Consider the following 25,161-nt stretch of genomic DNA (forward strand, 5'->3'; position numbering starts at 1 on the left):
ATGCCGTTTAAGGAAAAGATCAGCTGCGCAAGCACCATCCTGTCGCCGCGCCAACCTTTCGGAAAGGATTGGCCGGCGATAATTGCGGCCTCACGGGAATCGGACAGATGGCCAAGACAGCGACACGCGGCCGCCGCAAGGCGCCGGCGAGAGGAAAGAGCAGGGCGCGCAGCGGCGGCGGCGGATTGCTGCCCTGGGCGGTGATCGGCATTGCCGCGATCGGCGGCATCCTTGCTCACGATCATTGGAAGAGCATTCAGCCGCTGCTTGCCCGCCAAACGGCGCCGGCCACGCGGGAAACGGCGGAGCCGCGGCCTGTTGCCAGGAGGGATGTGCCGCCGAAGCAGGTGGCGCTTGCCGCGCCGACGCCGAAAGCGGCACCGGCCACGCCGCAACCGCTGCCGCCGGCCGCCGTCCCGACACCGGCCATCCAGCCGGTCAAGGCGGTTCCGACCGCGATCGCTCCCGGGACTGCGCAAACGGGAACGGCCGCCTTCGGCTATTGCGGCCAGGGCGCCCATATCAACTGCGTCGGCGACGGCGGCGTCTTCTGGTACAAGGGCGAGAAGATCGTCATCGCCGATATGGCAAGTCCGATCGTCGACCGGGCGCGCTGCGATGACGAGCGCAGGATCGCCTTTGCCGCCAAGTCGCGCCTGCTGGCGCTTCTGAACGCCGGGCCCTTCACCATGAATGCGGCGGGCAAGACCGAGTCTTCCGGCGCCCCGCGCGTCGTTTCGCGCGATGGCCGCTCTTTCGGAGCGCAGTTGATCAACGAGGGGCTGGCGCGCAAGCCGGGGGCGGGCGGCGCCTGGTGCGCCTGACCTTCGTTACTTGCCCTTTTTCACCAGCTTGCCGCCGGTGCGGAAGCTGCCGGCGAAGGAGGAATCCTTGCTTTCGGCCGTGCATTCGATCGCGATCGGCTTGCCGGCGTAGGGATTGCCGAAGGTGCAGAAGCCGGCGACCTTGACCTGGCCGGTCATCTTGTTGCCGACGCCTGTCGTGACGAGGCTGAGGGGCAGGCGGGCATTGCCATTGGAGGCGGGCTTGATCCCGGCGCCGTCGCCCTGGAAGCCGAGCGCCTTGCCATCCGACGTGAAGATGAACGTCACCGAGCCGTTGGCCAGCGTAACACTGGCAAGCTCGTTCTTGCAGCCCTTGGTGGCGTCGAATTTGGCGACGACAAGCTTGGCGCATTTGCCGGACAGGGTAATGACGCCGGCCGCGCCGGGAAAAGTTTCAGCGGGAGAGGCCGGCGCGGCGGTGGCCGGCAAGGCAAGGGCGGCGGACAAAAATGCGGCGGCTGCAAGCGCGGATAAGTTCATTTCGATTTCAAACCCCATGTGCTGGCGAGGCGAATCACTGCCTCATCCTTGATTCGCCATGGCATGGTTCTGTGTCCGAATTTGGTTCCGCTATCCCCGCGGCATAAGATCTCACCGGCTGCGGGCGATCAGCGATCGACGGCAATGGGTGAAAAGCCCATTGGGCTTGCTGGCCGGAACGTCTGCAAGGGCGTAGCTGTCAAGTATCGACAACAAGCCGGCAGGATATGACGATGGCAAGGCACTCGTCGAGCGCCTGCCGTCTTGAATGCACGGTCTGATCTGGGGAGAATGGGTCCAGGCAGGGAAGTCCAGACCCATTCTTTCCCGATCGGAGGTCAGTCAGATCAGGAATTTGCGGCTGCCGGTCTAGAGCATGATGCCGAAAAGTGTAGGCGGTTTTCGGACGACATCATGCTCTAATTCTTGAATTTAGAACAGGATTCAGATTTTAGGCCGAACGGACCGGCGGTGCCGGGAAGTGTCCCGGGCGGGGAGGCAGGCGCGGCAACGGCCGGCAACGCGGGGGCGGCGGAAACAAGGGCGGCGGCTGCCGGTGCGAAAGATCTACCGCCCTCTCTGCGCCGGCCAACCCGCCGTGCGCTGGAAGGTCAGGTACTCGCATTGTTCAGCGACGTGATTGGGTGGCGTTTTCGGCCTGAATTGCTTCCTTGACGCGGTGACGAACACCTGTGCCCGAGAATTCACTCCAGGGTGGCTTCCTTGCGGGCGACATTGCCGCTCACATCGATATCACTGCCCAACATCGCGCTGCCGGTCAGATCGACACCGTAGTCCAGGAGGTTCTGACGCGTCAGGTGAAGCATGATCCGACCGGCCTGCTCGACCGGTCTGCCGCGCATATGGGAGACGACGTACTCGGCAGTGACGGGGTAGCGTCCCTCAGGAAGGCTGACACCTTTCGCCAGGGAAATCTTGTCGTTGGAAACCACAAGAGTTTTGCGTCGTTTGATGACCTGGGCCAAGTCTAAAACTCCTAATGGGGCAGGTGGAGCACACCCGCAAGCCGCGATGAAAAAAGGCCTCTCGATTTCTCGAAAGGCCCTTCTAGGTCAAGAATCTGGATGGTGGGCGTGACAGGGATTGAACCTGTGACCCCTACGATGTCAACGTAGTGCTCTCCCGCTGAGCTACACGCCCATCCGATGGCGGCGCATAGATCACAAAACCTTTGGAGCCGTCAATAGGCTTTTTTCAGTTTTATGACGCGCCGCCGGGCAAGCCTTATGCGGCAAGCATTTTGTTGACCTCGTCGACGAGGTCGCGCAGGTGGAAGGGCTTGGAAAGGACCTTGGCATCCTTCGGCGCCTTCGAATCAGGGTTCAGCGCCACGGCGGCAAAACCGGTGATGAACATGACCTTCAGGTCGGGATCGAGTTCGGTGGCGCGGCGCGCCAGTTCGATGCCGTCCATCTCGGGCATGACGATATCGGTCAGCAGCAGGGAAAACGGCTCCTCGCGCAGCCTGTCGTAGGCGCTGGCGCCGTTATCATAGGAAAGGACCTTGTAACCGGCCTTTTCCAGCGCTTTCACCAAGAAGCGGCGCATGTCGTTGTCGTCTTCGGCGAGAAGTATCTTCTGAGTCATCAATCCAGACCGCTGATCAATAGGTTTTGGGTGGGTGCCAGCCGTTTACACTAGTCTTTGCCCGGTAAACAACCGGTGAATTGCCTGTGCGTGATTGCCATCCCTTCTACATAGTATGGACTTGAGGCCGGGCAACTGGCAACATGGCCGAAGCAGTCAGTTCATGACATGGTAAAGAGGGCAGAAAGTGCCGGAAATCCGCGAATACGAGCTTTTTGAAGTCCATGAGCCCGTGTCGCAGACCATTCCCTTCGTCTACAACTCCCCCCATAGCGGCCGCATTTATCCACCGGAATTCATCGCCCAGTCGAGGCTCGAAGGCATCGCCATCCGCCGTTCCGAGGATCACTATGTCGATGAGCTCTTCGGTTCGGCCGTCACCCTCGGCGCACCGCTTCTCGCCGCCAACTTTCCGCGCGCCTATCTCGACGTCAACCGCGAGCCCTACGAGCTTGATCCCAGGATGTTCGACGGGCTGCTGCCGCCCTATGCCAATGTCAACTCGCTGAGGGTCGCCGGCGGGCTAGGCACCATTCCGCGCATCGTCGCCGAGAACATGGAAATCTATGCGCGGCGCCTGCCGGTGCAGGAGGGGCTGGATCGGGTCGAAGCGGTCTACAAGCCTTACCATGCGGCGCTGCGCCGGCTGATCGCCCGTACCCATGTTCAGTTCGGCTTCGGCGTGCTGATCGATTGCCACTCGATGCCCGGCAATGTGCGCGTCGCCGGCTGCACCGGTCGGCCCGATTTTATCATCGGCGATCGCTACGGCACCAGTGCTTCGGCCGAACTTTCGCGCGCCGCCATCGCCATCCTCGAGGAAATGGGCTTCGCGGCGATCCGCAACAAGCCCTATGCCGGCGGTTTCATCACCGAACATTACGGCCGCCCCTCGCGCGGCTTGCATGCATTGCAGATCGAGGTGAACCGGGCGATCTATGTCGACGAGGTGACGTTGGAGAAGCGCGAGGATTTCGCCGCGGTGGCCGAGGCAGTGACGGTCTTTATGCAGCAGATGGCAGATTACGTCGAAAAGTTCGCCGGCGACCGGGCGCTGGCTGCCGAATAAGCTTCTTTTCCAATTGGCGATGTTTGTGGCCGTCGTCTTCCGAGAGGGCCAAAAAAGAACCGCGCTTGTCAGCGCGGCTAAGTCTAGGGAGGAAACACCCAAGGAGGGTATTTACAGTCAGAAGACTGTACCGACGACGCTACTATTGCATTGCACAAATGTCAAGCAATCTATTGCGCTGCGATATCTTTGGGCAGCTTGTCCGAAATTGCTCCGCTGCGTTTGCATTCCCGTCACGTTTCGCTATGAAACCCGTTCCCGCCAGCCAAATGGTGCCACCATGCTTCCTGACCGTTCGTTCTTCAATCGTCTGGCGGAGGCCGCCCGCGCCGAGACGCTGCCACGCTTCCGCTCCGGCCTCGATGTCACCAACAAGCTTTCCTCGGGTTTCGATCCGGTGACGGAAGGCGACCGGGCTGCCGAGCTCGCTATCCGGGCGCTGATCGAAGAGAATTTCCCCGATCACGGCATTCTCGGCGAGGAGCACGGCAATGTCGGGCTCGACCGTGACTATGTCTGGGTGATCGATCCAATCGATGGAACCCGCGCCTTCATATCGGGCGTGCCGGTGTGGGGCACGCTGATCGGCCTGCAGAAGGAGGGTCGGGCGATCATGGGCATGATCGAACAACCCTTTACCGGCGAGCGTTATTTCGCCGACGAAAACGGTTCGATCTATACCGGGCCGGAAGGCGAGCGACGGTTGGTGACGCGCCAGTGCGACAGGCTCTCGAACGCCGTTCTGTTCACCACATCGCCGCATCTCTTCGGCGGCGAGGAGATGGAGAAATATCGGGAGATCGAGGGTCAGGTGCGGCTCTTCCGCTACGGCTGCGACTGCTATGCCTATGCGCTGCTTGCTGCCGGCCATATCGATCTCGTCATCGAGAACGGGCTGAAGCCCTATGATGTCGGCGGCATCATTCCCGTCATCGAGGGGGCGGGCGGCATCATTACCACCTGGGACGGCGGCCGGGCGGAAAATGGCGGCTCGATCATCGCCGCCGGCAGCCGGGCGGTCTACGAGCAGGCGATCGCCGTGCTGCAGCGCTGACCCCCCGGTCAGCACCGCTGATCCGGCTCACGTGCCGAGGGCTGCGACATCCTGGTTTTCCTCGGCATCGCTGCCAGGAATGAAGGCATGGAAGGCGGCGAGCGCGGCGGCGCGGTAGATATCCCGTTCCTGGAAGATTTCGTGGCGGGCGCCGTTGATCGGCACCAGCTGAGCGGCGCGGAAATAGCGCGAGAGCCGCTCCTGCGCCGTATAGGGAACGACGCCGTCACGCGTCGGGGCGATGACGATGGTCGGGATGGTGATAGAAAAGAGATGGTTGGGTGAGGTGACCCGATCTATGGTCCTGAACGCCTCGGTGAGCCAACGGGCTGTCGGCGGACCGAGCGTCAGCTCCGGATGAGCCGTCATCATCGCGACATTGCGGTCGAAGCGCTGTTCGTCCGAGGTCAGCGGGTTGTGGCTGAAGTCCGGCTCCTTCAATTTCGAGGTCAACGGCAGGAAACCAAGGCCGAGAGCGGTCAGCGTGCCTGCAAGGGCACGGATAACACGGGGCGAGGCCGTCTGGCCGGTGAGGCCGATGAAGGGAGCCGACAGCACCATGCGGTCGATGCGGGTGGTGAGATAAGGGGCGGCCGACAGCGCGATCAGCCCACCGGTGGAATGGGCGAGCAGGTAGAATGGCAGGCGCGTATCCGGCAGCACCACCTTTTCGAGGAAGATGTCGAGATCGTGCTCGTAATCGACAAAGCGGCGGATGTGACCGTGATTGCGGCGTTTCATCAGCCGCTCAGAACCGCCCTGGCCGCGCAGATCAAAGGTCGCGACCCAGAGGCCTTTCGCCGTCAGGTCGCGGATGGTCTCGAAGTACTTTTCGATATATTCGTTGCGGCCATGGAGAATGACCACCGTGCCCTTGGCGACCTGGGCGCCGGAGCGAAAGACGGCGTAACGCAGCCGGTGGCCGTCATGGGTTTCAAAATACCCTTCCGTGCGGTTTTCCGGGGCGGGATTGTCGGGCGTCGAATAGAGAACCTGATCCATGACTTTGCCAATGCGCCGCTGCTGCCTGCTTCGCTATCAGGGATAGCGCATGGCTCCCGGCTTGGAAAGCGGCGGCGCCCGCAAAGCGGCGGGAGAAAAGGGCCGGCAGGAGCATGAGGGTGCCCGCAGCCGGCCTAGGTTGAGGCTGAAGAAGAAGGGACGATGCACTTCAGCCGCCGGGACCAGATTTACCCGACGCTGCTATCTCTAGGCGCTTGCGTCTGAATGCGTTCCGAACCGGCCGTTCATGCGGGGTTCACGGGCCGTTCAAGGCGATTCCGAAGAGGTCTTGAACTCCGTAAATCCCATCACCATCTCCTTGCTGCGGGTGCCAAGAAGGGCCCGCGCAACCGTCCCGAGGCCGCCAAACATGGGGTTTCAAGGGCATTTATCGCAACACGTCGCTTCCACAGGAGGACATCATGCGTCACGTAGACTTCTCTCCCCTTTATCGCTCGACGGTCGGTTTCGACCGGCTGTTCACCATGCTCGACAGCCTTGCTCAGCCGGAGCAGGCACAGACCTATCCGCCCTATAATATCGAGCGCACCGGTGAAAACACCTATCGCATCACCATGGCGGTCGCCGGTTTCGACGAGACCGAACTTTCGATCGAAGCCCATGCGCATGTGCTGTCCGTGAAGGGTGAAAAGAACGAGGAAACCGCCGAAGGCGGCGAATTCCTCTATCGCGGCATTGCTAAGCGCGCCTTCGAGCGCCGCTTCCAGCTCGCCGACCATGTCGAGGTGACCGCCGCTTCGCTGAAGAACGGCCTGCTGCACATCGACCTTCTGCGCAATATTCCTGAGGCCATGAAGCCCCGCAAGATCGCGATTGCCGCGGAGCCGGTCGAGGCTCCGAAGGCCATCGAGGCGCAGGTCGTCAACAGCTGATCGTTATTCCGTGCGGATAAATGGACGGCGCTCCGCTTGGGGCGCCGTTTTTTATTGCGCTCGCTTTATTGCTGTTCAGGCGGGGCTGGCGGCATCCTTGATCTGCTGTTCGGTTGCGCGGCGGGCCGCGGCGGCGGCGTATTTCTGGGCGATGACGGCGCAGACCATCAGCTGGATCTGGTGGAAGAGCATCAGCGGAAGCACGATCGCGCCGATCGATTGGCCGGCAAAAATGACGTTTGCCATCGGCACGCCGCTTGCGAGACTTTTCTTGGAACCGCAGAAGGTGATAGCGATCTCGTCGGCCTTGCTGAAGCCGAGCCGGCGGCTGCCGAACATCGTCAGCACCAGCACTATCCCCAGAAGGACGATGTCGGCGAGGATGACGACGGCGATATCGGCGATCGAGAAGGTATGCCAGAGTCCTTCGACGACTGCCGTCGAGAAGGCGAGGTAGACGACCATCAGGATCGAGCCGCGGTCGACGGGCATCAGAATCTTCCTCCTGGCGCGAATCCAGTCGCCGATCCAGGGCTGCAGGATCTGGCCGACGATGAAGGGGGCAAGCAGTTGCAGCAGGATTTGCTGAAGCGCGTCGAGGGAGAAGCCGTCATGGCCGCCGACGGAAAAGAGCAGGCCGACGAGCAGCGGCGTCAGAAACATCCCGAAAATATTTGAGGCGGAGGCCGCGCAGATGGCGGCAGGCACGTTGCCGCCGGCCATCGAGGTGAAGGCGATGGATGACTGCACCGTCGACGGCAGGACGCAGAGGAAGAGGATGCCGAGATAGAGCGGCTGCGGCAGGATCGAGTCCGGAATGAAGCCGAGCGCCAGGCCAAGCAGCGGAAAGATGCCGAAGGTCGTCAGCAGGATGACGAGATGCAGGCGCCAGTGCAGGAGGCCCGAGATAACGACATCGCGCGAGAGGCGAGCGCCGTGCAGGAAGAACAGGGCGGCGATGGCGAGATTGGTGGCGATGCCGAAATAAGCCGCAAAGGTGCCGCTTGCCGGAAATAGTGAGGCAAGGATGACGGTGCAGACAAGCAGGCTGGTGAAGGTATCGGGCAGAAAGCGGCGCATGGCGGTCTCGCGGCAAACAAGATTGGTTATTGTTCTGTCCTCCATTATGATTCAGGATGCAAGAAATAACAGTTATCAAGAATCTGGATGTCATGCTGGACCTTTCGCAGTTGCGCAGTTTCGTCGTCGTCGAACAGATGGGCGGTTTCACGCTCGCCGCAGAAAGGCTGGGTCTCGGGCAATCGACGGTCAGTCAGCATATTCAGCGGCTGGAGGCGACGCTCGGTCGCAAGCTTCTGGCGCGCGACACGCACAAGGTCATGCTGACCGGCGATGGCGAAGCGCTGCTGACGCATGCGCGGGCCATGCTTTCGATCGAGGGGCAGGTGCAGTCGCTGTTTAAGAGCAACAGTCTGCGCGGCAGCCTGCGGCTTGGCGTCTCTGAGGATTTCGTCACTAGCCAGCTGCCGGCGGTGCTGGAGGATTTCGTTCGGTCGCACCCGTCCGTCGACCTGGAACTCACCGTGGCGCTCTCCGGCGTCCTCTACGAGATGCAGGACAATGGCGACATCGATCTGGTGCTTGCCAAGCGCCGGCTCGGTGACGCACGCGGCAAGCTCGTCTATCGCGAGCCGCTCGTCTGGCTGGCGCGCGATCCTGAGCGGCTGCTGGCTGCCGGGCCACTGCCGCTGATTGCTTTCCCGCCACCGAGCGTGACACGGGCGATCGCCCTGGAAGCGCTCGGGCGCAACGGCGTGCCGTGGCGGATCGTCTGCACTTGCGGCAGTCTCAGCGGGCTGACGGCGGCGGCGCGGGCCGGGATGGGCGTGCTGGTGCAGCCGCGCAGTATGGCGCCCTCGGGGCTGAAAGAAATCGCTGCTGGAAGGCTGCCGGCGCTGGAGGACGTGGAATTCGTGCTCGTGCCGCGCAAGGGCGCCGATCAGACGTTGGTCGCCGCACTTTCGGACGATATTCTGCAAAAAGTGAGAGGGCTGAGGTCGGCATGAGGCATCGTCAGCACAGCGAACCTGCCCGGCAGGCGGGCTCGGTCGATCAGGCGGCCAAGCACTTCAGGAAACCATCCACATCGGCTTGCGTGGTCGCAAAGCTGGTGACGAGGCGGATCAGGGTTTCGCCTTCGGAGACGAGTTCGGGCGTTGCTGCGGGCACCGGCCATGCGTAAAATTTGGCGCCCTTTTCCTCGGCGGATTTCGCCGCGCTCTTGTTAATGACGGCAAAGACTTCGTTTGACGCGGTCGGCCAGGCGAGCCGCGCGGCATTGCTGGCGCCGATGCCGGCGCGTAAGCGATCGGCCATACCGTTGGAATGGCGGGCGAGGTCGAGCCAGAGGCCGTTTTCGAAATAGGCATCGAACTGGGCGGCGATGAAACGCGATTTGGAGAAGAGCTGGGCGGCGCGCTTGCGGATAAAGGGCATTTCGCGCGCCCGTTCCGGATCGAAGAAGACGATCGCCTCGGCGCACCAGCAGCCGTTCTTGGTGCCGCCGAAGGAGAGCATGTCGACGCCGCGCTTCCAGGTCATTTCGGCCGGGGTGGCGCCGAGCGCAATTAATGCATTGGCGAAGCGGGCTCCGTCCATGTGGAGCGGCAGGTTGCGCTTTCGTGATATTGCGGCGATCTCGCCGATCTCCGGCAGGGAATAGACGGTACCGATCTCGGTTGCCTGGGTGATGGTGACGGCGCTGGCGCGACCGTGACGGAGGGCGTCCTCGGGAAAGTTGGCGATTCTTGCGGAGAGCTTCGCCGGATCGATTTTACCGGCTTCGCCGTCGACGGCAACGAGGCGGGCGGAGCCGGAGAAGAATTCCGGCGCGCCGCATTCATCCTCGATCACATGCGCCTCGGAATGGCAGAAAGTGATGCCGCCGGGGCGCTGGACGCTTGCCAGCGACAGGGAATTGGCGGCCGTGCCGGTGGCGACGAAGAAGATGGAAACCTCACGTTCGAAGATCTCGCAGAAGCGGGCCTCGACTTGTTTGTCGAGATCGCCGGCGCCATAGGCAGGGGCAAAACCAGCCGATTCCGCCAGCAGGCGTTCGGCAATGGATCTGTGGGCGCCGGCCCAATTGTCGGATGCAAAGAACATAGCGGAGACCGTGGGGCGTAAGAGATTGGGAGGGTCGCAGCGGACATTACGTCAATCCTTCACGGGATCAAGGCCATTGCCCATAATCCATCACGAAATTGAACCGCGCAATCAATAAATAAAATGGCTCGGCTTTGCGTAATTTTATTTCGTGATTGCGACCGATTTGGTAATCTTCCGTCGCAAAATAACGATTTTTGACGCGGCACTCTTGCGAAGCTAAATGCTTTCTGGCATAGAACAGACGAATTAGGACAGTGTTGCTGTCCTATTTTGGCCTTTGCGGCCGAAGAGGCGCCGAAAGCCCTGGAACAGGCGGGCTTTCACGCTATAGTTCTTCCGAGCGCCAAGCCCCCGGGACGGGCGGCGCGCGGAGGCGAATGGCAGGCGCGGAACGCGACGGTTTGCTTTCCCTAGAAGCAGATCTCTGCGGCGATCTTCACAATGCAACAGCGCTGTCATGCGCCGAACCTATCATCGGGTTGCGGTGCGGGACGAAAAGCCGCCCGCGGCCCGCGGGTTTCGACAGGAGGAAAGACGATGACGAAGACGCCATCCATGGAATTTGACCGGTTTGCCGCTGCTGAGATGCGCGCGACGGCCAATACGTCCAAATCCGCTTCCGGCCTGCCGAAGAAACAGGGCCTCTACGATCCCCGCAACGAGCATGATGCCTGCGGCGTCGGCTTTGTCGCGCATATGAAGGGTGAGAAGTCGCACCAGATCGTCAAGGACGGCTTGTTCATTCTTGAGAACCTGACGCACCGCGGCGCCGTCGGCGCCGATCCGCTGATGGGCGACGGCGCCGGCATTCTGGTGCAGATCCCCGACCGCTTCTTCCGGGAAGAGATGGCGGCGCAGGGGATCACCCTGCCGCCGGCCGGCGAATATGGCGTCGGCCATATTTTCATGCCGCGCGATGAAAAGCAGATCGAGCACTTCAAGAAGGTGATCAAGGACGTCATTGAAGAGGAAGGCCAGGTGCTGATCGGCTTCCGCGACGTGCCAGTCGATAATTCCTCTCTCTCCAAGGCGCCGGCAATTGCCGCCACCGAGCCGCATCACGTGCAGGTCTTCATCGGCGCCGGCGAGGATGCCGAGAACAATGACGAATTCGAGCGCCGGCTGTTTACGCTGCGCAAGGTGATCTCCAACCGCATCTACGACGAGTTCGACGGCGAGGAGAGCAACTTCTATCCGGTGTCACTGTCGTCGGCGACGGTGGTCTACAAGGGCATGTTCCTGGCCTACCAGGTCGGCGCCTATTACAAGGACCTGTCGGACCCCCGTTTCGAAAGCGCGGTCGCCCTCGTGCACCAGCGCTTCTCCACCAACACCTTCCCGTCGTGGAAGCTTGCGCATCCCTATCGCATGGTCGCCCATAACGGCGAGATCAACACGCTGCGCGGCAACGTCAACTGGATGGCGGCGCGCCAGGCGTCGGTTTCCTCGCCGCTGTTCGGCGAAGATATTTCCAAGCTCTGGCCGATTTCCTATGAGGGGCAGTCGGACACGGCCTGCTTCGACAATGCGCTCGAATTCCTGGTGCGCGGCGGCTATTCGCTGGCGCATGCGGTGATGATGCTGATCCCGGAAGCCTGGGCCGGCAACCAGTCGATGGCAGTCGAACGCAAGGCCTTCTACGAATATCATGCCGCGCTGATGGAGCCCTGGGACGGGCCGGCTGCCGTTGCCTTCACCGACGGCAAGCAAATCGGTGCGACGCTCGATCGCAACGGCCTCAGGCCGGCGCGTTACCTCGTCACCGACGACGACCGCGTCATCATGGCGTCCGAAGCCGGGGTGCTGCCGGTTCCGGAGGAGAAGATCATTCAGAAGTGGCGCCTGCAGCCGGGCAAAATGCTGCTGATCGACATGGAAGAAGGCCGCATCATCTCCGATGACGAGGTGAAGTCGCAGCTTGCGACGGCGCATCCCTATCGCAGCTGGCTCGACCGCACCCAGCTGATCCTCGAAGAGCTGAAGCCGGTGGAGCCGCGGGCGCTGCGCCGCGACGTGTCGCTGCTCGACCGTCAGCAGGCGTTCGGTTACACGACCGAGGATACCCGCATCCTGATGTCGCCGATGGCGACGACGGGTCAGGAGGCAATCGGCTCGATGGGCACCGACACGCCGATCTCGGCGATGTCGGAAAAGCCGAAGCTGCTCTACACCTATTTCAAGCAGAACTTCGCGCAGGTGACAAACCCGCCGATCGATCCGATCCGCGAAGAGCTCGTCATGAGCCTCGTGTCCTTCATCGGCCCACGCCCGAACATTCTCGACCACGAAGGCATGGCGAACGCCAAGCGTCTCGAAGTGCGCCAGCCGATCCTGACCAACGGCGATCTCGAAAAGATCCGCTCGATCGGTCATACGGAAGACCGGTTCGACACCAAGACGCTCGATTTCACCTATGACATCGAGCGTGGCGCCGCCGGCATGCCCGACATGCTCGACCGGCTCTGCGAGCGCGCGGAAGCGGCCGTCAAGGGCGGCTACAACATCATCGTGCTCTCCGACCGTCAGATCGGTCCTGATCGAATCGCCATCCCGGCGCTGCTTGCGACGGCCGCCGTGCACCATCATCTGATCCGCAAGGGGCTTCGCACCTCGGTCGGTCTCGTCGTCGAGACCGGGGAGCCGCGCGAAGTGCATCATTTCTGCCTGCTCGCCGGCTACGGCGCCGAGGCGATCAATCCCTATCTCGCCTTCGACACGCTGCTCGACATGCATGCCAAGGGTGAGTTCCCCAAGGAGGTCGACGCCTCGGAAATCGTCTACCGCTACATCAAGGCGGTCGGCAAAGGCATCCTCAAGGTCATGTCGAAGATGGGCATCTCGACCTATCAGTCCTATTGCGGCGCGCAGATCTTCGATGCGATCGGCCTGTCGTCGGAACTGGTCGACAAGTATTTCTTCGGAACCGCAACGATGATCGAAGGCATTGGCCTCGAAGCGATCGCCGAAGAGACCGTCGCCCGGCACAACGCCGCCTTCGGCAAGGATCCGCTGCTTGCCACGACGCTCGATATCGGCGGCGAATATGCCTACCGCATGCGCGGCGAAAGCCATGCCTGGACCCCGGATGCGGTTGCCGCCCTTCAGCACGCCGTGCGCGGTAATGCCGAGGATCGCTACCGCGAATTCTCCGAGATGGTGAACAATTCGGCGCTGCGCATGAACACGATCCGCGGGCTCTTCAACATCAAGAGCGCCGAGGCGCTCGGCCGTAAGCCGGTGTCGATCGACGAGGTCGAACCGGCCGCCGATATCGTCAAGCGGTTCTCGACGGGAGCGATGTCTTTCGGCTCGATTTCCCGCGAGGCGCACACGACGTTGGCGATCGCCATGAACCGGATCGGCGGTAAGTCGAACACCGGCGAGGGCGGCGAGGAATCCGACCGCTATATGCCGCTCTCCGATGGATCGAGCAATCCGGAGCGTTCGGCGATCAAGCAGATCGCATCGGGCCGCTTCGGCGTCACGACCGAATATCTGGTCAACGCCGACGTGCTACAGATCAAGGTTGCTCAAGGCGCCAAGCCCGGCGAAGGCGGTCAGCTGCCCGGTCACAAAGTCGATGCGACGGTCGCCAAGACCCGTCACTCTACGCCGGGTGTCGGCCTGATCTCGCCGCCGCCGCACCACGACATCTACTCGATCGAAGATCTGGCGCAGCTGATCTACGATTTGAAGAACGTCAACCCGACCTCTGATGTCTCGGTCAAGCTCGTCTCCGAAGTCGGCGTCGGTACGGTTGCTGCCGGTGTCGCCAAGGCGCGCGCCGACCATATCACCGTCGCCGGCTTCGACGGCGGCACCGGTGCGTCGCCGCTGACCTCGCTCAAGCATGCCGGCAGCCCCTGGGAAATCGGTCTTGCCGAAACCCAGCAGACGCTGGTGCTGAACGGCCTGCGTTCGCGTGTTGCGCTGCAGGTGGACGGCGGTCTGAAGACCGGCCGCGACGTCATCATCGGGGCGCTGCTCGGCGCCGACGAATTCGGCTTCGCCACCGCGCCGCTGATCGCGGCCGGCTGCATCATGATGCGCAAGTGCCATCTCAACACCTGTCCGGTCGGCGTGGCGACACAGGATCCGGTGCTGCGCAAGCGCTTCAAGGGCACGCCGGAGCACGTCATCAACTACTTCTTCTTCGTCGCCAACGAAGTGCGCGAAATCCTCGCCTCGCTCGGATTTACCCGGCTCGACGACATCATCGGCGCTTCGGAACTTCTGGAGAAGGACGAGATGCTGGCGCATTGGAAGGCCAAGGGTCTCGACTTCAGCCGCATCTTCCACAAGGTCGATGCCGCCAAGGAGGAGACCTTCTGGACGAGCCGGCAGCAGCACCCGATCGATGACATTCTCGACCGCGTGCTGATCGAGCAGGCACAGCCGGCGCTGACCGACAAGACGCCTGTCGCCTTCGAGGTCGGCATCAAGAACGTCGACCGTTCGGCCGGCGCGATGCTATCCGGCGAGGTCGCCAAGCGCTTCCGCCATCGCGGGCTGAAGGAAGACACGATCAATGTGACGCTTCGCGGCACGGCGGGCCAGAGCTTCGGCGCCTTCCTGGCGCGCGGCGTCACCTTCAACCTGATCGGCGATGGCAACGACTATGTCGGCAAGGGACTTTCGGGCGGCAAGATCATCATCCGGCCGCCGGAAAACTCCAGGATCGTCGCCGAAAACTCGATCATCGTCGGCAACACCGTGCTTTACGGCGCGACCGAAGGCGAATGCTACTTCCGCGGCGTGGCCGGTGAACGTTTCGCCGTCCGCAACTCCGGTGCGATCGCGATCGTCGAAGGTGTCGGCGACCATGGCTGCGAATATATGACCGGCGGTGTCGTCGTCGTGCTCGGCGCCACCGGCCGCAATTTCGCGGCCGGCATGTCAGGCGGTGTCGCCTATGTGCTCGATGAAACCGGCGATTTCGCCAGCCGCTGCAACATGGCGATGGTCGAACTCGAGCCGGTGCCGGAAGAAGACGACATGCTGGAGAAGCTACATCATCACGGCGGCGATCTCATGCACAAGGGACGTGTCGACGTCTCGGGCGACATGACTCGTCACGACGAGGAGCGGCTCTACCAGCTGATCTCCAACCATCTGCACTATACGGGCTCGTCCCGCGCCAAGCAGATCCTCGATCACTGGGCCGACTATCGTCCGAAGTTCCGCAAGGTCATGCCGGTCGAATACCGCCGTGCGCTCGAGGAAATGGAACGCAGCCGAATGGGCATCGCCGCGGAGTGATTTGCACCGGGATATTCGCCACGTGCTGATTGCGGGTGGCGGATATCGGAAACGTCTCGATGATCCGTGACGATCATGCCGGCGGCCGATGGCCGTCGAGATCGCCCGGAAGTTTCAGGGGATATGTTCCAATGACGGTCAAGAGAAGCAACCCACCCGGAATGCCGGGACTGACGACAGACAATTGGCCGCGGATGAGGCGGTCATGAGGGTAAGGGACGAAGAGATGGGTAAGGTAACAGGGTTTCTGGAAATCGACCGGCAGGTGGCGAAGTACCAGCCGGCGTCGGATCGTATCCGCCATTTCCGCGAATTCACGATCCCGATGTCGGATCCGGAAGTGCAGAAACAGGCGGCGCGCTGCATGGACTGTGGCATCCCCTATTGCCACGGTCCCACCGGCTGCCCGGTGCACAACCAGATTCCGGATTGGAACGACCTCGTCTACAACAACAACTGGGAAGCGGCGATCCAGAACCTGCATTCGACCAACAACTTCCCGGAATTCACCGGCCGCGTCTGCCCGGCGCCCTGCGAGGAAGCCTGCACGCTGAACCTCGAAGATGCGCCGGTCGCCATCAAGACGGTCGAACAGGCGATTGCCGACAAGGCCTATGAGCTCGGTTTCATCAGGCCGCAGCCGGCCACCGTCCATACCGGCAAGAAGGTCGCCGTCATCGGCTCCGGCCCCGCCGGCATGGCGGCCGCCCAGCAGCTCGGCCGCGCCGGCCACGAGGTGCATGTCTACGAGCGGGAGACCAAGCCGGGCGGCCTGCTGCGCTACGGCATTCCCGATTTCAAGATGGAGAAGAACTTCATCGACCGCCGCGTCGAGCAGATGAAGGGCGAGGGCGTCACCTTCCATTGCGGCGTCAATGTCGGCGTCGACGTCAAGGTCGAGCAGCTGCTGGCCGATCATGACGCCGTGCTCTATTGCGGCGGCTCCGAGACGCCGCGCGAGGCGGGTATTCCGGGCACGGACCTTGTCGGCGTGCATGATGCCATGCCCTATCTGGTCCAGCAGAACCGCCGCGTCGGGCGCGAGAACATCGACAGCGTCGGCTGGCCGGCGGATCCGATCCTTGCCGGCGGCAAACATGTCGTCGTGGTCGGTGGCGGCGATACGGCGTCGGACTGTGTCGGCACGGCGTTCCGCCAGGGCGCCGTCAAGGTCACCCAGCTCGACATCCGGCCGCAGCCGCCGGAGAAGGAAGACAAGCTCGCCGTCTGGCCTTTCTGGGCGACGAAGATGCGCACCTCGTCCTCGCAGGCCGAGGGCGCCGTGCGCGAGTTCCAGGTGGCGACGCTCGAGTTCATCGGCGAAGACGGCGTGCTGACGGGCGTCAAATGCTGTGAGGTCGATGAGCGCCGACGGCCGGTTGCGGGCACGGAATTCGTCATCCGAGCCGATCTCGCCTTCATCGCCATCGGTTTCCGCGGCCCGTTTACGACAAGCGTGCTGAAGGAGCTCGAGGGCAAGTTAACGCTCAATACCGATAAGCGCGGTTCGACCAACGTCGTCGCCAACGACCGGGACTACAAAACTTCGATCGACAAGTTCTGGACGGCGGGCGACGTGCGGCGCGGCCAGTCGCTGGTGGTCTGGGCGATCCGCGAAGGCCGCCAGGCCGCCCGCGCCATCGACGAAGCCTTGATGGGCTCGAGCGTGCTGCCGAACTGACCGTCGGCTCACGCGGGCTCAGGACGAGACGAGCTCCGCCTGGGAACTGACCCATGAAGGTTGTTGTCCAACTTATCGGGGTCAGTTCACAGGTGGATTTTTTTGCTGTGATCCGAAACCGCCGACACGCTTTGGCATCATGCTCGCGCCGCCTTTCTCATTTCACCGAGACTTCGGCCGGCGGTTTGGCAGCCGGCATGCGGTAGTCGTCGACGCGCCCAACCGGGGCCGGCATCATCTCGCCCTGCTCGACAAGCAGATCGCGCGGCGATTTCGTCAGCGTCACAGGCGGCGGTCTTGCGCCGAGAAGCTCGGTGCCGCCGTCGAGATTGGGATCGGAGAGACTGATCGGCACGGTGTGTTCAACCGGATTGGTGGGAAGGCCGAGGCCGGGCAGGGCACTTTCGTCCAGCCGCACCAGATCCGGGCTTGCCTGGGTGCCGAGAATGCGGCGGGCCGGCTTTTCCACATAGAAGGCAAGTTTGCGGCGGCCGGCCTGCGTGAGGTTGACGCCGTCGGAGGTGCGCAGGCGCACCTGCTGGCCATTTACATCCGAACCGGTGACGATGAAGTTGCTGTTTTCGTCGACGAAGCCGTCCCAGATATCGACGAATTCGCCGCCGATGCTTTCGACCTGGTTGCGATAGAGCTGGTTCATCTGGACGGCGTCAGCGGTCATCTGATCGGATTCGAAGGCTGGAAGTCCGACCCAAAGCAGCGGGATCTTCCGGTCGGTGACTTCCTTGCCGAAGGAAAGGACACGGCGGCGATATTCGGCGAACCAGCCGTCGGTGCGGAATTTTTCCTTGGCGGTGTCGGTCACCATCTGCTGGCGGTCATTGGCGCCGATCATGACAACGACGATGGCCGGCTTCAGCTCGTCGATCATCTTCGGCAGCTGTTCCGGCCAGTCGTAATAATCGTCGCGGACAAGGCCTGAGGAGACATTGCCGCGGGCTTCGACGACGACGCCGGGCGAAGTCTCGAAGGCGGCGGTCAGGCCGTCCCCGAGGCCACTGGCGAGGAAATCGCCGACGATCAGGATCTTCTTGGCGTCGCCGAGCTTCTGCACGACCGGCTCTTCCTGCACCGGCGGCCGCACCGGCGGTGCGGTGCGGGTATTGATCACCGCCTTTTGCGCCGGCGGGCGCTTGCGCTGCTGCTGGCGTCTCGGCTGCGGGGCATCAGGAGCCTGCGGACCGTCATCATCGAGATAGCGCCGGCCAAGGAAGAAATCGAGGATCGACCGGCGCTCGTAGCGCTGCTCCTGCGCCTCGGCGACATGCACTGGTGCAAGCGCGCCGACGCATAGCGAAGCCGCCGTCAAGGCGAGCACCAGCCAACGGATTGGGGGTCGATCAAATTTCTTCATCATGGGCAGTTCCGCATCTGCCGGCATCTTGCATGCAGGATAGGTCAGCGTCCACTCCCGCCATTCATGTAGGTCACGGTTCTGCCGCTTCCAATCAGGGCTTACTTCTCGCATGGTGCTAGAGCATGATGCCGAAAAGTGTGAGCGGTTTTCGGACTACATCATGCTCTAACTCTTTAATTGAGAGCAGGATTCAGATCTTAGGCCAACCGGGCCTAAGATCATCCTGTTCTAGCGGCGAAGTGCGTTCAGGAGCGGCAGCGAGGGCTCGCCGTCCGGCTGCATGCCAATGCGCTCCTGCACCGCCGATATCGCCGCCTTCGAACCCGAGCCGAAATTGCCGTCGACCTCGCCATTGTAATAGCCGAGGGTCTTGAGGCGGGTCTGCAGCTCGAATTTCTCGGTAATATCAAGGGCGCCGTCCGGGCGCGGCCAGCGCTGCTGCATGCCGCCGTAACCGGCGATCTGATCGGCCAGCAGGCCGACGGCAAGCGCGTAGCTGTCCGAGGCGTTGTAGTTCTTGATAGTGAAAAAGTTGGCGGTCATCAGGAAGCCCGGGCCGTTCGGTCCGGCCGGCATTTTCAGCACGGCCTTGGTGGCGCCTTCGCGGAAGGCCTTGCCGTTCGGGCGTTTCAGGCCGAGTTCCGCCCATTGGGCGAGCGTATGGGTCTTGCCGGCCTGCTTGGCGGCGGCCGCGGGAACGACGACCTCGTAGCCCCAGGTCTTGCCGGTATCCCAGCCGTTCTTCATCAGGAGATTGGCCGAGGTCGCCAGCGCATCCGGCACCGAATTCCAGATGTCGCGATGGCCGTTGCCGTCGGCGTCGACGGCGTAAAGCAGGTAGCTTGTCGGGATAAACTGCGTGTGGCCCATGGCGCCCGCCCAGGAGCCGGTCATCTCGCGTGCCGGCACGTCGCCGTTCTGCAAGATCTTCAGCGCGGCAACCAGCTGCTTCTTAGCGAATTTGGCGCGGCTCGGATCGGCATAGGCAAGCGTCGCCAGAGCGCGCGGCACGTAGTGGAGCCGGTCGTCCTTGTCGAGAATCGCTCCGTAATTGGATTCCATCGACCATATGGCGAGCAGAATGGCCTTGTCGACGCCGAAGCGCTGCTCGATCGCGTTGAGCGTGCGGGCATGCTTGGCAGCCATCTCGCGGCCGATCTTGACCGTGTAGGGATTGACGCGCGAATCAATGTAATCCCAGATCTTCGAGGTGAATTCGGGCTGATAGGCCGCCTTCTCGAGCACAGTGGGATCGGGCTCGCTCACCCCGGAAAAGGCCTTTTGATAGGTTGCCTTACTGATGCCACTCTGAGCGGCTGTTTGGTAAAAATCCGCGATCCATTTCTGGAACCGGGAATCAGCTTTCGCGCTGTCGGGGACCAGGCATGCCTGGGCGGCGACAACGAGGGCGAGAGCAAGACCACGAAGGGAGTTTTTGTGATTCTGGATCATCGACAGTCGTATCCGTCATCTTCAGTTTTCGGTGCAGCAGAGGCGTCATGTCCGCCCAGACCCGAGACTACAGGAACGGAGTCAACAAATTCTTTACCATGGCGGCGCGCTCCGGTCACCATTGCAAAACAGTAGCAATTCTATACTAGGTAGAGCCAAAAGGCTCGATTTCCAAAGCGATATGGCGAAGCAGGAGGCCGGTGTGGCGCATCACAATAAAGTTCGTAAAGCAGTATTTCCGGTGGCAGGGTTGGGAACGCGATTCCTGCCGGCAACAAAGGCTGTTCCGAAGGAAATGTTGACCGTCGTCGACAAGCCAATCATTCAATATGTCGTCGATGAGGCGATCGAAGCCGGGATCGAACATCTGGTTTTCGTCACCGGGCGCAACAAGCACGTCATCGAAGATTATTTCGACATTCATTTCGAGCTTGAGCAGACGCTCAAGGAGCGCGCCAAGAAGGCGGAAATCACTCTCCTGCAGCAGCAGCTTCCCAAGGCAGGCACGGTGAGCTTTACCCGTCAGCAGGAGCCGCTCGGCCTCGGCCATGCGGTCTGGTGCGCCCGCGAGATCGTCGGCGACGAACCCTTCGCACTCTTGCTGCCCGACATGATCATGAAGAGCGAGACGGGCTGCATGAAGGGGATGATCGACCTCTACGGCCAGAGCGGCGGCAATATCATCGCCGTCGAGGAATGCGCGCCCGACCAGGCGCATAAATATGGCATCGTCGGCGTCGGCGAAGCGATCGGCGAGGGCTTCCGGATCACCGGCATGGTGGAAAAGCCCGCCAAGGGAACGGCGCCCTCCAACTTCTTCATCAACGGCCGTTACATCCTGCAGCCGGAGATTTTCCGGATTCTCGAAACCCAGGAGCGCGGCGCCGGTAACGAGATCCAGCTGACCGACGGCATGCTGAAGCTGCTGAAGGAACAGGATTTTGCCGGTTACCACTTCCGCGGCACGACCTACGACTGCGGCGCCAAGGATGGCTTCATCCTGGCAAATGTCGCCTACGCCCTCGAACGCGCCGATATCCGCCCGACCGTCGAAGGCGGCTTCAAGGAATTGCTGGCCGGCCTGAGGTAAGGTTCCGCCCAGCTTATCAAGCGACAGAGCGCCGCGCATCCGGATCGGATGTGCGGCGCTTAGCGTTTCAGCTTGAGCCCGACGCCGGCTCGCCATTGCTGGGAGTCGTCGCCCTCCTTGCGCGTCGTCAGCTCGTAGCCGAGCGTGCTGGTCAGATCGAGATAGCGGTTGATGTTCCAGGTCAGGCCGGTCGCCGCGGTATAAACGAGCTGGTCGTTGATCGTGCTGTCGGTGGGATAATCGCGCCAAACCACGCCGCCGATCATCGTGCCGACCAGATTGTCGCGCAGCTGATGCGTGACCGTCGTCGTCAGTGCGTGCGAGACGTAACCGCTCTCGCCCGCCGTGGTCGTCGGCTGGATGCTCGTCTGCAGGTCGAGATTGACGTCGGTGCCGCGGATCGGCGACCAGAGCAGGCTCGCATCGAAGGTGGCCGTATCGATCGACGAGAGCCTGTTATCTTCGAAATCCGCCCGTTCGTAACCGACGCCGACCTCGCCCTTCAGCTTTTCGCCGAGATCGACCTCGACACCGACCTTGGCGCCGTAGCTATGGCCGGAACGCTCGTAGCCGGCGGAATCGCGCGCCTCGTCATAAAGCGTCCGGCCGATCGTCGCCTCGATGAAGGGGATGAGTGCGGGCGACAGCTCGTAGCCGACGCGGCCGCGCAACGTGCCCGTCGTCTGATTGCGGTCGCTGAGCGCAACGGTCGCGCCGCTGGCCAGCGTGGCGTCGGAATAGATCGAACGGGTGAGCGCCAGCGCCGTCGTGCCGCGCAGGATGCCGAAATCGCGTTGGACGGAGACCCCGGCCGAAAATTCCTGCACATCGGATTGCTGCGTTGCATTGGCGATCGCGTCGGGATCGTCCGTATCTTCGCGGTAGAAACTATACCCGGCGGTGAGGTGCGCGACCGTATCCTGGGGAAGGTCCAGCCTGAGATCGCCGTTGATCTTGAAGGAAGGCTGCTCCTCACCTTCGCCGCTGATATTCCTCTGCCAGGCGCCTTCCGAGGTGACGCTCAGCTGGTGGCGGCCCCAGTCGGAGGTCAGCGTCGCGGCCGCATCGGTTTCGAGGAACGCCCGCCGCTGCCTGGTGTTGCCGTCCTTGGTGGTCTCGGTGTTGATGCTCTGGGTGACGCTTGGGCGCAGCACGAAGGTGCCGAGCGGAATGCCCGGCGTTTCCGCCGTCGACGCACTTTCGGCAGCCCGGCGGCGCGGCGTTTCGTCGACCGGCGCTTCGCGGGTGTTCAGCCGGCGGATGTCCTTGTCGAGGATGGAGCCGGTAATGTCGTCGCCGGCTTGCGAATCCTGTATTGCGGGCCTCTGCGAAGCGTCATCCGTGTTCGCGGTCGTGCCGTTCGCCGCGGGAATGGCACCGTCATCGCTCTCGTCAGCGGCGGATGCGGCGTTGTAGGTAGTGCGCTTGTCCTGAGAGGCCGCGGAGCCGCTGCTTGCCGGCTGCTGTGAGGCGGATTGTGCAAAGGCTACCTGGCTAAGCATCAGACTGCCGAACGCAGCAAAAGAGACGGCACGGCTCATGGCGCGGAGCGGCGTCACACTGCTCGTCTGATCTGGCTGGCCCATGCAATTCGCGCCTGACATGCTTTCGGTTCTTACCCAAAGGTAAAGCCTCGTGGTTAATCATTCGTTGCCGGCGGCGGGCGCCGTTCACAATTCGGAAAGAGGCCGGGGTGGACTTGGAAAGTGAAAAGGTCTAACGCAAGTCCATGAACAGAAGAGCGATAAAACTGGTCGAAAACGGCGTGCTCGAATCAGCAAAACGCACGATTGAAATCGAAAAACGCGGTCTCGAAGCGCTCGAACAGGCCTTGGACAATGGATTGGCCGGCCCGTTCACCCGCGCGATCGAAGTCATTGGCGATATCTCCGGCCGGGTGATCGTCACCGGCGTCGGCAAGAGCGGTCATATCGGCGCTAAGCTGGCGGCGACCTTTGCGTCGACCGGGACGCCTGCCTTCTTCGTGCATGCGGCCGAAGCCAATCATGGCGATCTCGGCATGATCGCGCGCGACGACGTGGTGTTGGCGATTTCCAAAGGCGGCGAGAGCGCCGAGCTCAAGAGCATTATTTCCTTCACGCGGCGCTTTTCTATTCCGCTGATCGCGCTCACCTGCGGCGAACGCTCCTCGCTTGCGACCGCTGCCGATATCGTGCTTTTGGTGCCGAACGAACAGGAAGCCTGCCCCAACGGGCTGGCGCCGACGACCTCGACGCTGATGCAGCTTGCGCTTGGCGATGCCTTGGCAGTGGCGCTTCTGGAGGCGCGCGGCTTTACAGCCACGGATTTCCACGTCTTCCATCCCGGCGGCAAGCTCGGCGCGAGCCTGACACATGTCGCCGACATCATGCATACCGGCGAACGGTTGCCGCTCGTTGCCAAGGGCACGCCGATGCCGGAAGCGATCACCGTGCTGTCGCGCAAGCATTTCGGCTGTGTCGGCGTGCTCGACGAGGAGGGACGGCTCTGCGGCATCGTCACCGAAGGCGATATGGCGCGCAACCTGACCCGCAATCTCGCCGAGCTTGCCGTCGACGACATCATGACGAAGACGCCGAAGACGGTGAAGCCGACGATTCTGGCGACGGCTGCCCTCGCGCTGCTCAATCAGCACAGTATCGGCGCGCTGATCGTCGTCGACGACAATAGACGCCCGGTCGGGCTGGTGCATTTCCATGACCTGCTGCGGATCGGCGTCGCCTGATCAGCATTGTTTGATTAGATGGGTTCGACCGTGAGGTCGCGGCCGTTGCTCGCCACGACCTTGACCTGCGTCCCTACGGGCAGATCAGGCCCCATTACCTGCCATAGCGTATCATCGAGACGGATGCGGCCGCGGCCTTCGCGGATCGGCTCGTGCAGCGTCGCGGTACGGCCGACGAGGCTTGCGCCGCGCTGATTGAGGAAGGGCTCGTCGGTGGCGGCATTGCGCAGCATCAGCCGACGGCCGGCAAAGGTCGTGGCAACGGCGAGCAGGGCAAAAAGGATCGCCTGCAGCTCCCAGACCCAGAATGCGCTGTCCCAGAACAGCAGCGACAGCGCACCGACGATCAAGGCGGCGAGGCCGATCCACACCAGGAAGAAGCCGGGCACGATCATTTCCGCGGCGAGCAGAACCAGGCCAACAACCCACCAGCTCCACGGACCGAGTTCGGCGATGATCTTCGCCAGCATGGCTCAGCGCTCCTGCTCGGGATTGAAGGGGTTGGGGGTCGGCGGATTGATCGGCGGGGTCGAGCGGACCGGCGCGGGGCGCGGACGCGGCGGAGGCGGCGGATTGCCAGCGTCGCCGAAGACCTCGCGGGCAATGGCGCCGATGCCGCCGAGGGAGCTGAGGATAGAGGAGGCTTCCATCGGCATCAGCACGATCTTGGAGTTGGGCGCAGAGCCGACCGAGGCGAGCGCCTCGGTGTATTTCTGCGCGACGAAATAGTTGATCGCCTGAACGTCGCCGGCGGCAATCGCCTCGGAGACCATCCTCGTCGCCTTGGCTTCGGCCTCGGCCAGGCGCTCGCGAGCTTCGGCGTTGCGGAAGGCGGCCTCGCGCTGGCCCTCGGCCTGCAGGATGGCGGATTGCTTGGCTCCCTCGGCTCTCAGGATCTGGGCATTGCGCGCGCCTTCGGCTTCCAAGACCTGGGCGCGCTTCTCCCGCTCGGCCTTCATCTGGCGGGCCATGGCGTCGACGAGGTCGCGCGGCGGCTGGATGTCCTTGATTTCGACGCGGGTGACCTTGATGCCCCACGGCTGTACGGCCTCGTCGACGACGCGCAGCAAGCGGTCATTGATCGCATCGCGGTTCGAAAGCAGTTCGTCGAGATCCATCGAGCCCATGACCGAGCGGATATTGGTCATGGTGAGATTGAGGATGGCGTTTTCCAGGTTGGCAACCTGATAGGCGGACTGGGCGGCGTTCAACACCTGATAAAAGGCGACGGCATCGGCCGAAACCGAGGCGTTATCCTTGGTGATCACCTCCTGGGTCGGCACGTTCAGCACCTGTTCCATCACGTTCAACCGGGCGCCGACGCGCTCGATGAAGGGGGTGATGAGGTTAAGACCCGGCTCCAGCGTGCGGGTATAACGGCCAAAGCGCTCGATCGTGTAGCGATAGCCCTGCGGCACGGTCTTGATCCCGGCAAAAAGCACGAGGATGACGAAGATGACGAGCACGATCACGACGATGTCGAAGCCGCCGAACAGCAT

Annotated in this window: 20 protein-coding genes and 1 tRNA gene; 9 read left to right on the top strand and 12 right to left on the bottom strand. The window is 62.3% G+C overall.

Going from position 1 to position 25,161, the window contains the following annotated elements; all coding sequences use genetic code 11:
• The first annotated feature begins 107 nt into the window (after positions 1 to 107).
• Positions 108 to 824 (top strand): hypothetical protein, encoded by a 717-nt coding sequence (locus A7X77_RS12495; RefSeq protein ID WP_064683407.1) that lies wholly within the window; start codon positions 108 to 110, stop codon positions 822 to 824.
• A gap of 6 nt (positions 825 to 830) precedes the next feature.
• Here A7X77_RS12495 and A7X77_RS12500 read toward each other — a convergent pair whose 3' ends face one another.
• The 4 genes from A7X77_RS12500 to cpdR1 all read right to left on the bottom strand — a co-directional run bounded on the left by A7X77_RS12500 (position 831) and on the right by cpdR1 (position 2,933).
• Positions 831 to 1,325, bottom strand: coding sequence for a hypothetical protein (locus A7X77_RS12500; protein ID WP_097580506.1), 495 nt, complete (start codon positions 1,323 to 1,325; stop codon positions 831 to 833).
• 704 nt (positions 1,326 to 2,029) lie between these two features.
• Positions 2,030 to 2,311, bottom strand: coding sequence for a hypothetical protein (locus A7X77_RS12505; RefSeq protein WP_245293745.1), 282 nt, complete (start codon positions 2,309 to 2,311; stop codon positions 2,030 to 2,032).
• A gap of 100 nt (positions 2,312 to 2,411) precedes the next feature.
• Positions 2,412 to 2,486, bottom strand: a tRNA-Val gene (locus A7X77_RS12510).
• Positions 2,487 to 2,570: 84 nt separating this feature from the next.
• Complete coding sequence (gene cpdR1 / locus A7X77_RS12515) at positions 2,571 to 2,933, bottom strand: response regulator CpdR1 (protein WP_003542883.1); 363 nt, start codon at positions 2,931 to 2,933, stop codon at positions 2,571 to 2,573.
• Positions 2,934 to 3,120: 187 nt separating this feature from the next.
• Between cpdR1 and A7X77_RS12520 the strand changes: the two genes are divergently transcribed.
• Complete coding sequence (locus A7X77_RS12520; protein ID WP_064683237.1) at positions 3,121 to 4,002, top strand: N-formylglutamate amidohydrolase; 882 nt, start codon at positions 3,121 to 3,123, stop codon at positions 4,000 to 4,002.
• Positions 4,003 to 4,282: 280 nt separating this feature from the next.
• Positions 4,283 to 5,056 (top strand): histidinol-phosphatase, encoded by a 774-nt coding sequence (gene hisN, locus A7X77_RS12525; RefSeq protein WP_064683238.1) that lies wholly within the window; start codon positions 4,283 to 4,285, stop codon positions 5,054 to 5,056.
• A 27-nt stretch (positions 5,057 to 5,083) separates the two neighbouring features.
• On the opposite strand, the gene A7X77_RS12530 is transcribed toward hisN, so the two are convergent.
• A complete protein-coding gene (locus A7X77_RS12530; RefSeq protein ID WP_064683239.1) occupies positions 5,084 to 6,058 on the bottom strand; it encodes an alpha/beta fold hydrolase in 975 nt (324 codons plus the stop codon).
• A gap of 422 nt (positions 6,059 to 6,480) precedes the next feature.
• Between A7X77_RS12530 and A7X77_RS12535 the strand changes: the two genes are divergently transcribed.
• Positions 6,481 to 6,951 (top strand): Hsp20 family protein, encoded by a 471-nt coding sequence (locus A7X77_RS12535; RefSeq protein WP_064683240.1) that lies wholly within the window; start codon positions 6,481 to 6,483, stop codon positions 6,949 to 6,951.
• Between the two features lie 75 nt (positions 6,952 to 7,026).
• On the opposite strand, the gene A7X77_RS12540 is transcribed toward A7X77_RS12535, so the two are convergent.
• Positions 7,027 to 8,031 carry a bile acid:sodium symporter family protein gene (locus tag A7X77_RS12540; protein ID WP_064683241.1) on the bottom strand — a complete coding sequence of 335 codons (1,005 nt, stop codon included), beginning with the start codon at positions 8,029 to 8,031 and terminating at the stop codon, positions 7,027 to 7,029.
• 92 nt (positions 8,032 to 8,123) lie between these two features.
• Here A7X77_RS12540 and A7X77_RS12545 point away from each other — a divergent pair, with 92 nt between their 5' ends.
• Positions 8,124 to 8,978 (top strand): LysR family transcriptional regulator, encoded by an 855-nt coding sequence (locus A7X77_RS12545; protein ID WP_064683242.1) that lies wholly within the window; start codon positions 8,124 to 8,126, stop codon positions 8,976 to 8,978.
• 46 nt (positions 8,979 to 9,024) lie between these two features.
• Here the strand turns inward: A7X77_RS12545 and A7X77_RS12550 are convergent, their stop codons facing one another.
• The gene (locus A7X77_RS12550; protein ID WP_064683243.1) at positions 9,025 to 10,077 is read right to left on the bottom strand and encodes a threonine aldolase family protein; all 1,053 of its coding nucleotides are present in this window, start codon (positions 10,075 to 10,077) and stop codon (positions 9,025 to 9,027) included.
• Between the two features lie 540 nt (positions 10,078 to 10,617).
• On the opposite strand from A7X77_RS12550, the gene gltB reads away from it, so the two are divergent.
• Entirely contained in the window at positions 10,618 to 15,339 is a 4,722-nt protein-coding gene (gene gltB / locus A7X77_RS12555) for a glutamate synthase large subunit (protein ID WP_064683244.1), read from the top strand.
• A 226-nt stretch (positions 15,340 to 15,565) separates the two neighbouring features.
• A complete protein-coding gene (locus A7X77_RS12560; RefSeq protein WP_064683245.1) occupies positions 15,566 to 17,020 on the top strand; it encodes a glutamate synthase subunit beta in 1,455 nt (484 codons plus the stop codon).
• A 157-nt stretch (positions 17,021 to 17,177) separates the two neighbouring features.
• Here the strand turns inward: A7X77_RS12560 and A7X77_RS12565 are convergent, their stop codons facing one another.
• Together A7X77_RS12565 and A7X77_RS12570 are read right to left on the bottom strand one after the other, a co-directional pair.
• Positions 17,178 to 18,419, bottom strand: coding sequence for an SGNH/GDSL hydrolase family protein (locus A7X77_RS12565; RefSeq protein WP_082928801.1), 1,242 nt, complete (start codon positions 18,417 to 18,419; stop codon positions 17,178 to 17,180).
• Between the two features lie 204 nt (positions 18,420 to 18,623).
• Positions 18,624 to 19,847 carry a lytic murein transglycosylase gene (locus tag A7X77_RS12570; RefSeq protein WP_064683247.1) on the bottom strand — a complete coding sequence of 408 codons (1,224 nt, stop codon included), beginning with the start codon at positions 19,845 to 19,847 and terminating at the stop codon, positions 18,624 to 18,626.
• A gap of 202 nt (positions 19,848 to 20,049) precedes the next feature.
• Here A7X77_RS12570 and galU point away from each other — a divergent pair, with 202 nt between their 5' ends.
• Positions 20,050 to 20,937, top strand: a complete 888-nt coding sequence (galU, locus tag A7X77_RS12575; protein ID WP_064683408.1) for a UTP--glucose-1-phosphate uridylyltransferase GalU — start codon at positions 20,050 to 20,052, stop codon at positions 20,935 to 20,937.
• A gap of 59 nt (positions 20,938 to 20,996) precedes the next feature.
• Here the strand turns inward: galU and A7X77_RS12580 are convergent, their stop codons facing one another.
• Positions 20,997 to 22,523 carry an outer membrane beta-barrel protein gene (locus tag A7X77_RS12580; RefSeq protein WP_064683248.1) on the bottom strand — a complete coding sequence of 509 codons (1,527 nt, stop codon included), beginning with the start codon at positions 22,521 to 22,523 and terminating at the stop codon, positions 20,997 to 20,999.
• Between the two features lie 143 nt (positions 22,524 to 22,666).
• On the opposite strand from A7X77_RS12580, the gene A7X77_RS12585 reads away from it, so the two are divergent.
• Entirely contained in the window at positions 22,667 to 23,662 is a 996-nt protein-coding gene (locus A7X77_RS12585) for a KpsF/GutQ family sugar-phosphate isomerase (RefSeq protein ID WP_064683249.1), read from the top strand.
• A gap of 14 nt (positions 23,663 to 23,676) precedes the next feature.
• On the opposite strand, the gene A7X77_RS12590 is transcribed toward A7X77_RS12585, so the two are convergent.
• Both A7X77_RS12590 and A7X77_RS12595 read right to left on the bottom strand, forming a co-directional pair.
• Positions 23,677 to 24,132, bottom strand: coding sequence for an NfeD family protein (locus tag A7X77_RS12590; RefSeq protein WP_010033200.1), 456 nt, complete (start codon positions 24,130 to 24,132; stop codon positions 23,677 to 23,679).
• A 3-nt stretch (positions 24,133 to 24,135) separates the two neighbouring features.
• Positions 24,136 to 25,161: an SPFH domain-containing protein gene (locus tag A7X77_RS12595; protein ID WP_064683250.1), complete on the bottom strand. Its 1,026-nt coding sequence runs from the start codon at positions 25,159 to 25,161 to the stop codon at positions 24,136 to 24,138.

Source organism: Rhizobium bangladeshense (assembly GCF_001662075.1).
GTDB lineage: Bacteria > Pseudomonadota > Alphaproteobacteria > Rhizobiales > Rhizobiaceae > Rhizobium > Rhizobium bangladeshense_B.

Excerpts from the sequence above, each read along its gene's own strand:
- A7X77_RS12500 (WP_097580506.1), bottom strand. The coding sequence starts at position 1,325 with ATGAACTTATCCGCGCTTGCAGCCGCCGCATTTTTGTCCGCCGCCCTT.
- gltB (WP_064683244.1), top strand. The coding sequence starts at position 10,618 with ATGACGAAGACGCCATCCATGGAATTTGACCGGTTTGCCGCTGCTGAG.
- A7X77_RS12530 (WP_064683239.1), bottom strand. The coding sequence starts at position 6,058 with ATGGATCAGGTTCTCTATTCGACGCCCGACAATCCCGCCCCGGAAAAC.
- A7X77_RS12535 (WP_064683240.1), top strand. The coding sequence starts at position 6,481 with ATGCGTCACGTAGACTTCTCTCCCCTTTATCGCTCGACGGTCGGTTTC.
- A7X77_RS12550 (WP_064683243.1), bottom strand. The coding sequence starts at position 10,077 with ATGTTCTTTGCATCCGACAATTGGGCCGGCGCCCACAGATCCATTGCC.
- A7X77_RS12585 (WP_064683249.1), top strand. The coding sequence starts at position 22,667 with ATGAACAGAAGAGCGATAAAACTGGTCGAAAACGGCGTGCTCGAATCA.
- A7X77_RS12580 (WP_064683248.1), bottom strand. The coding sequence starts at position 22,523 with ATGGGCCAGCCAGATCAGACGAGCAGTGTGACGCCGCTCCGCGCCATG.
- A7X77_RS12545 (WP_064683242.1), top strand. The coding sequence starts at position 8,124 with ATGCTGGACCTTTCGCAGTTGCGCAGTTTCGTCGTCGTCGAACAGATG.
- A7X77_RS12565 (WP_082928801.1), bottom strand. The coding sequence starts at position 18,419 with ATGCCGGCAGATGCGGAACTGCCCATGATGAAGAAATTTGATCGACCC.
- A7X77_RS12595 (WP_064683250.1), bottom strand. The coding sequence starts at position 25,161 with ATGCTGTTCGGCGGCTTCGACATCGTCGTGATCGTGCTCGTCATCTTC.
- hisN (WP_064683238.1), top strand. The coding sequence starts at position 4,283 with ATGCTTCCTGACCGTTCGTTCTTCAATCGTCTGGCGGAGGCCGCCCGC.
- A7X77_RS12590 (WP_010033200.1), bottom strand. The coding sequence starts at position 24,132 with ATGCTGGCGAAGATCATCGCCGAACTCGGTCCGTGGAGCTGGTGGGTT.
- cpdR1 (WP_003542883.1), bottom strand. The coding sequence starts at position 2,933 with ATGACTCAGAAGATACTTCTCGCCGAAGACGACAACGACATGCGCCGC.
- A7X77_RS12540 (WP_064683241.1), bottom strand. The coding sequence starts at position 8,031 with ATGCGCCGCTTTCTGCCCGATACCTTCACCAGCCTGCTTGTCTGCACC.
- A7X77_RS12495 (WP_064683407.1), top strand. The coding sequence starts at position 108 with ATGGCCAAGACAGCGACACGCGGCCGCCGCAAGGCGCCGGCGAGAGGA.
- A7X77_RS12570 (WP_064683247.1), bottom strand. The coding sequence starts at position 19,847 with ATGATCCAGAATCACAAAAACTCCCTTCGTGGTCTTGCTCTCGCCCTC.
- A7X77_RS12560 (WP_064683245.1), top strand. The coding sequence starts at position 15,566 with ATGGGTAAGGTAACAGGGTTTCTGGAAATCGACCGGCAGGTGGCGAAG.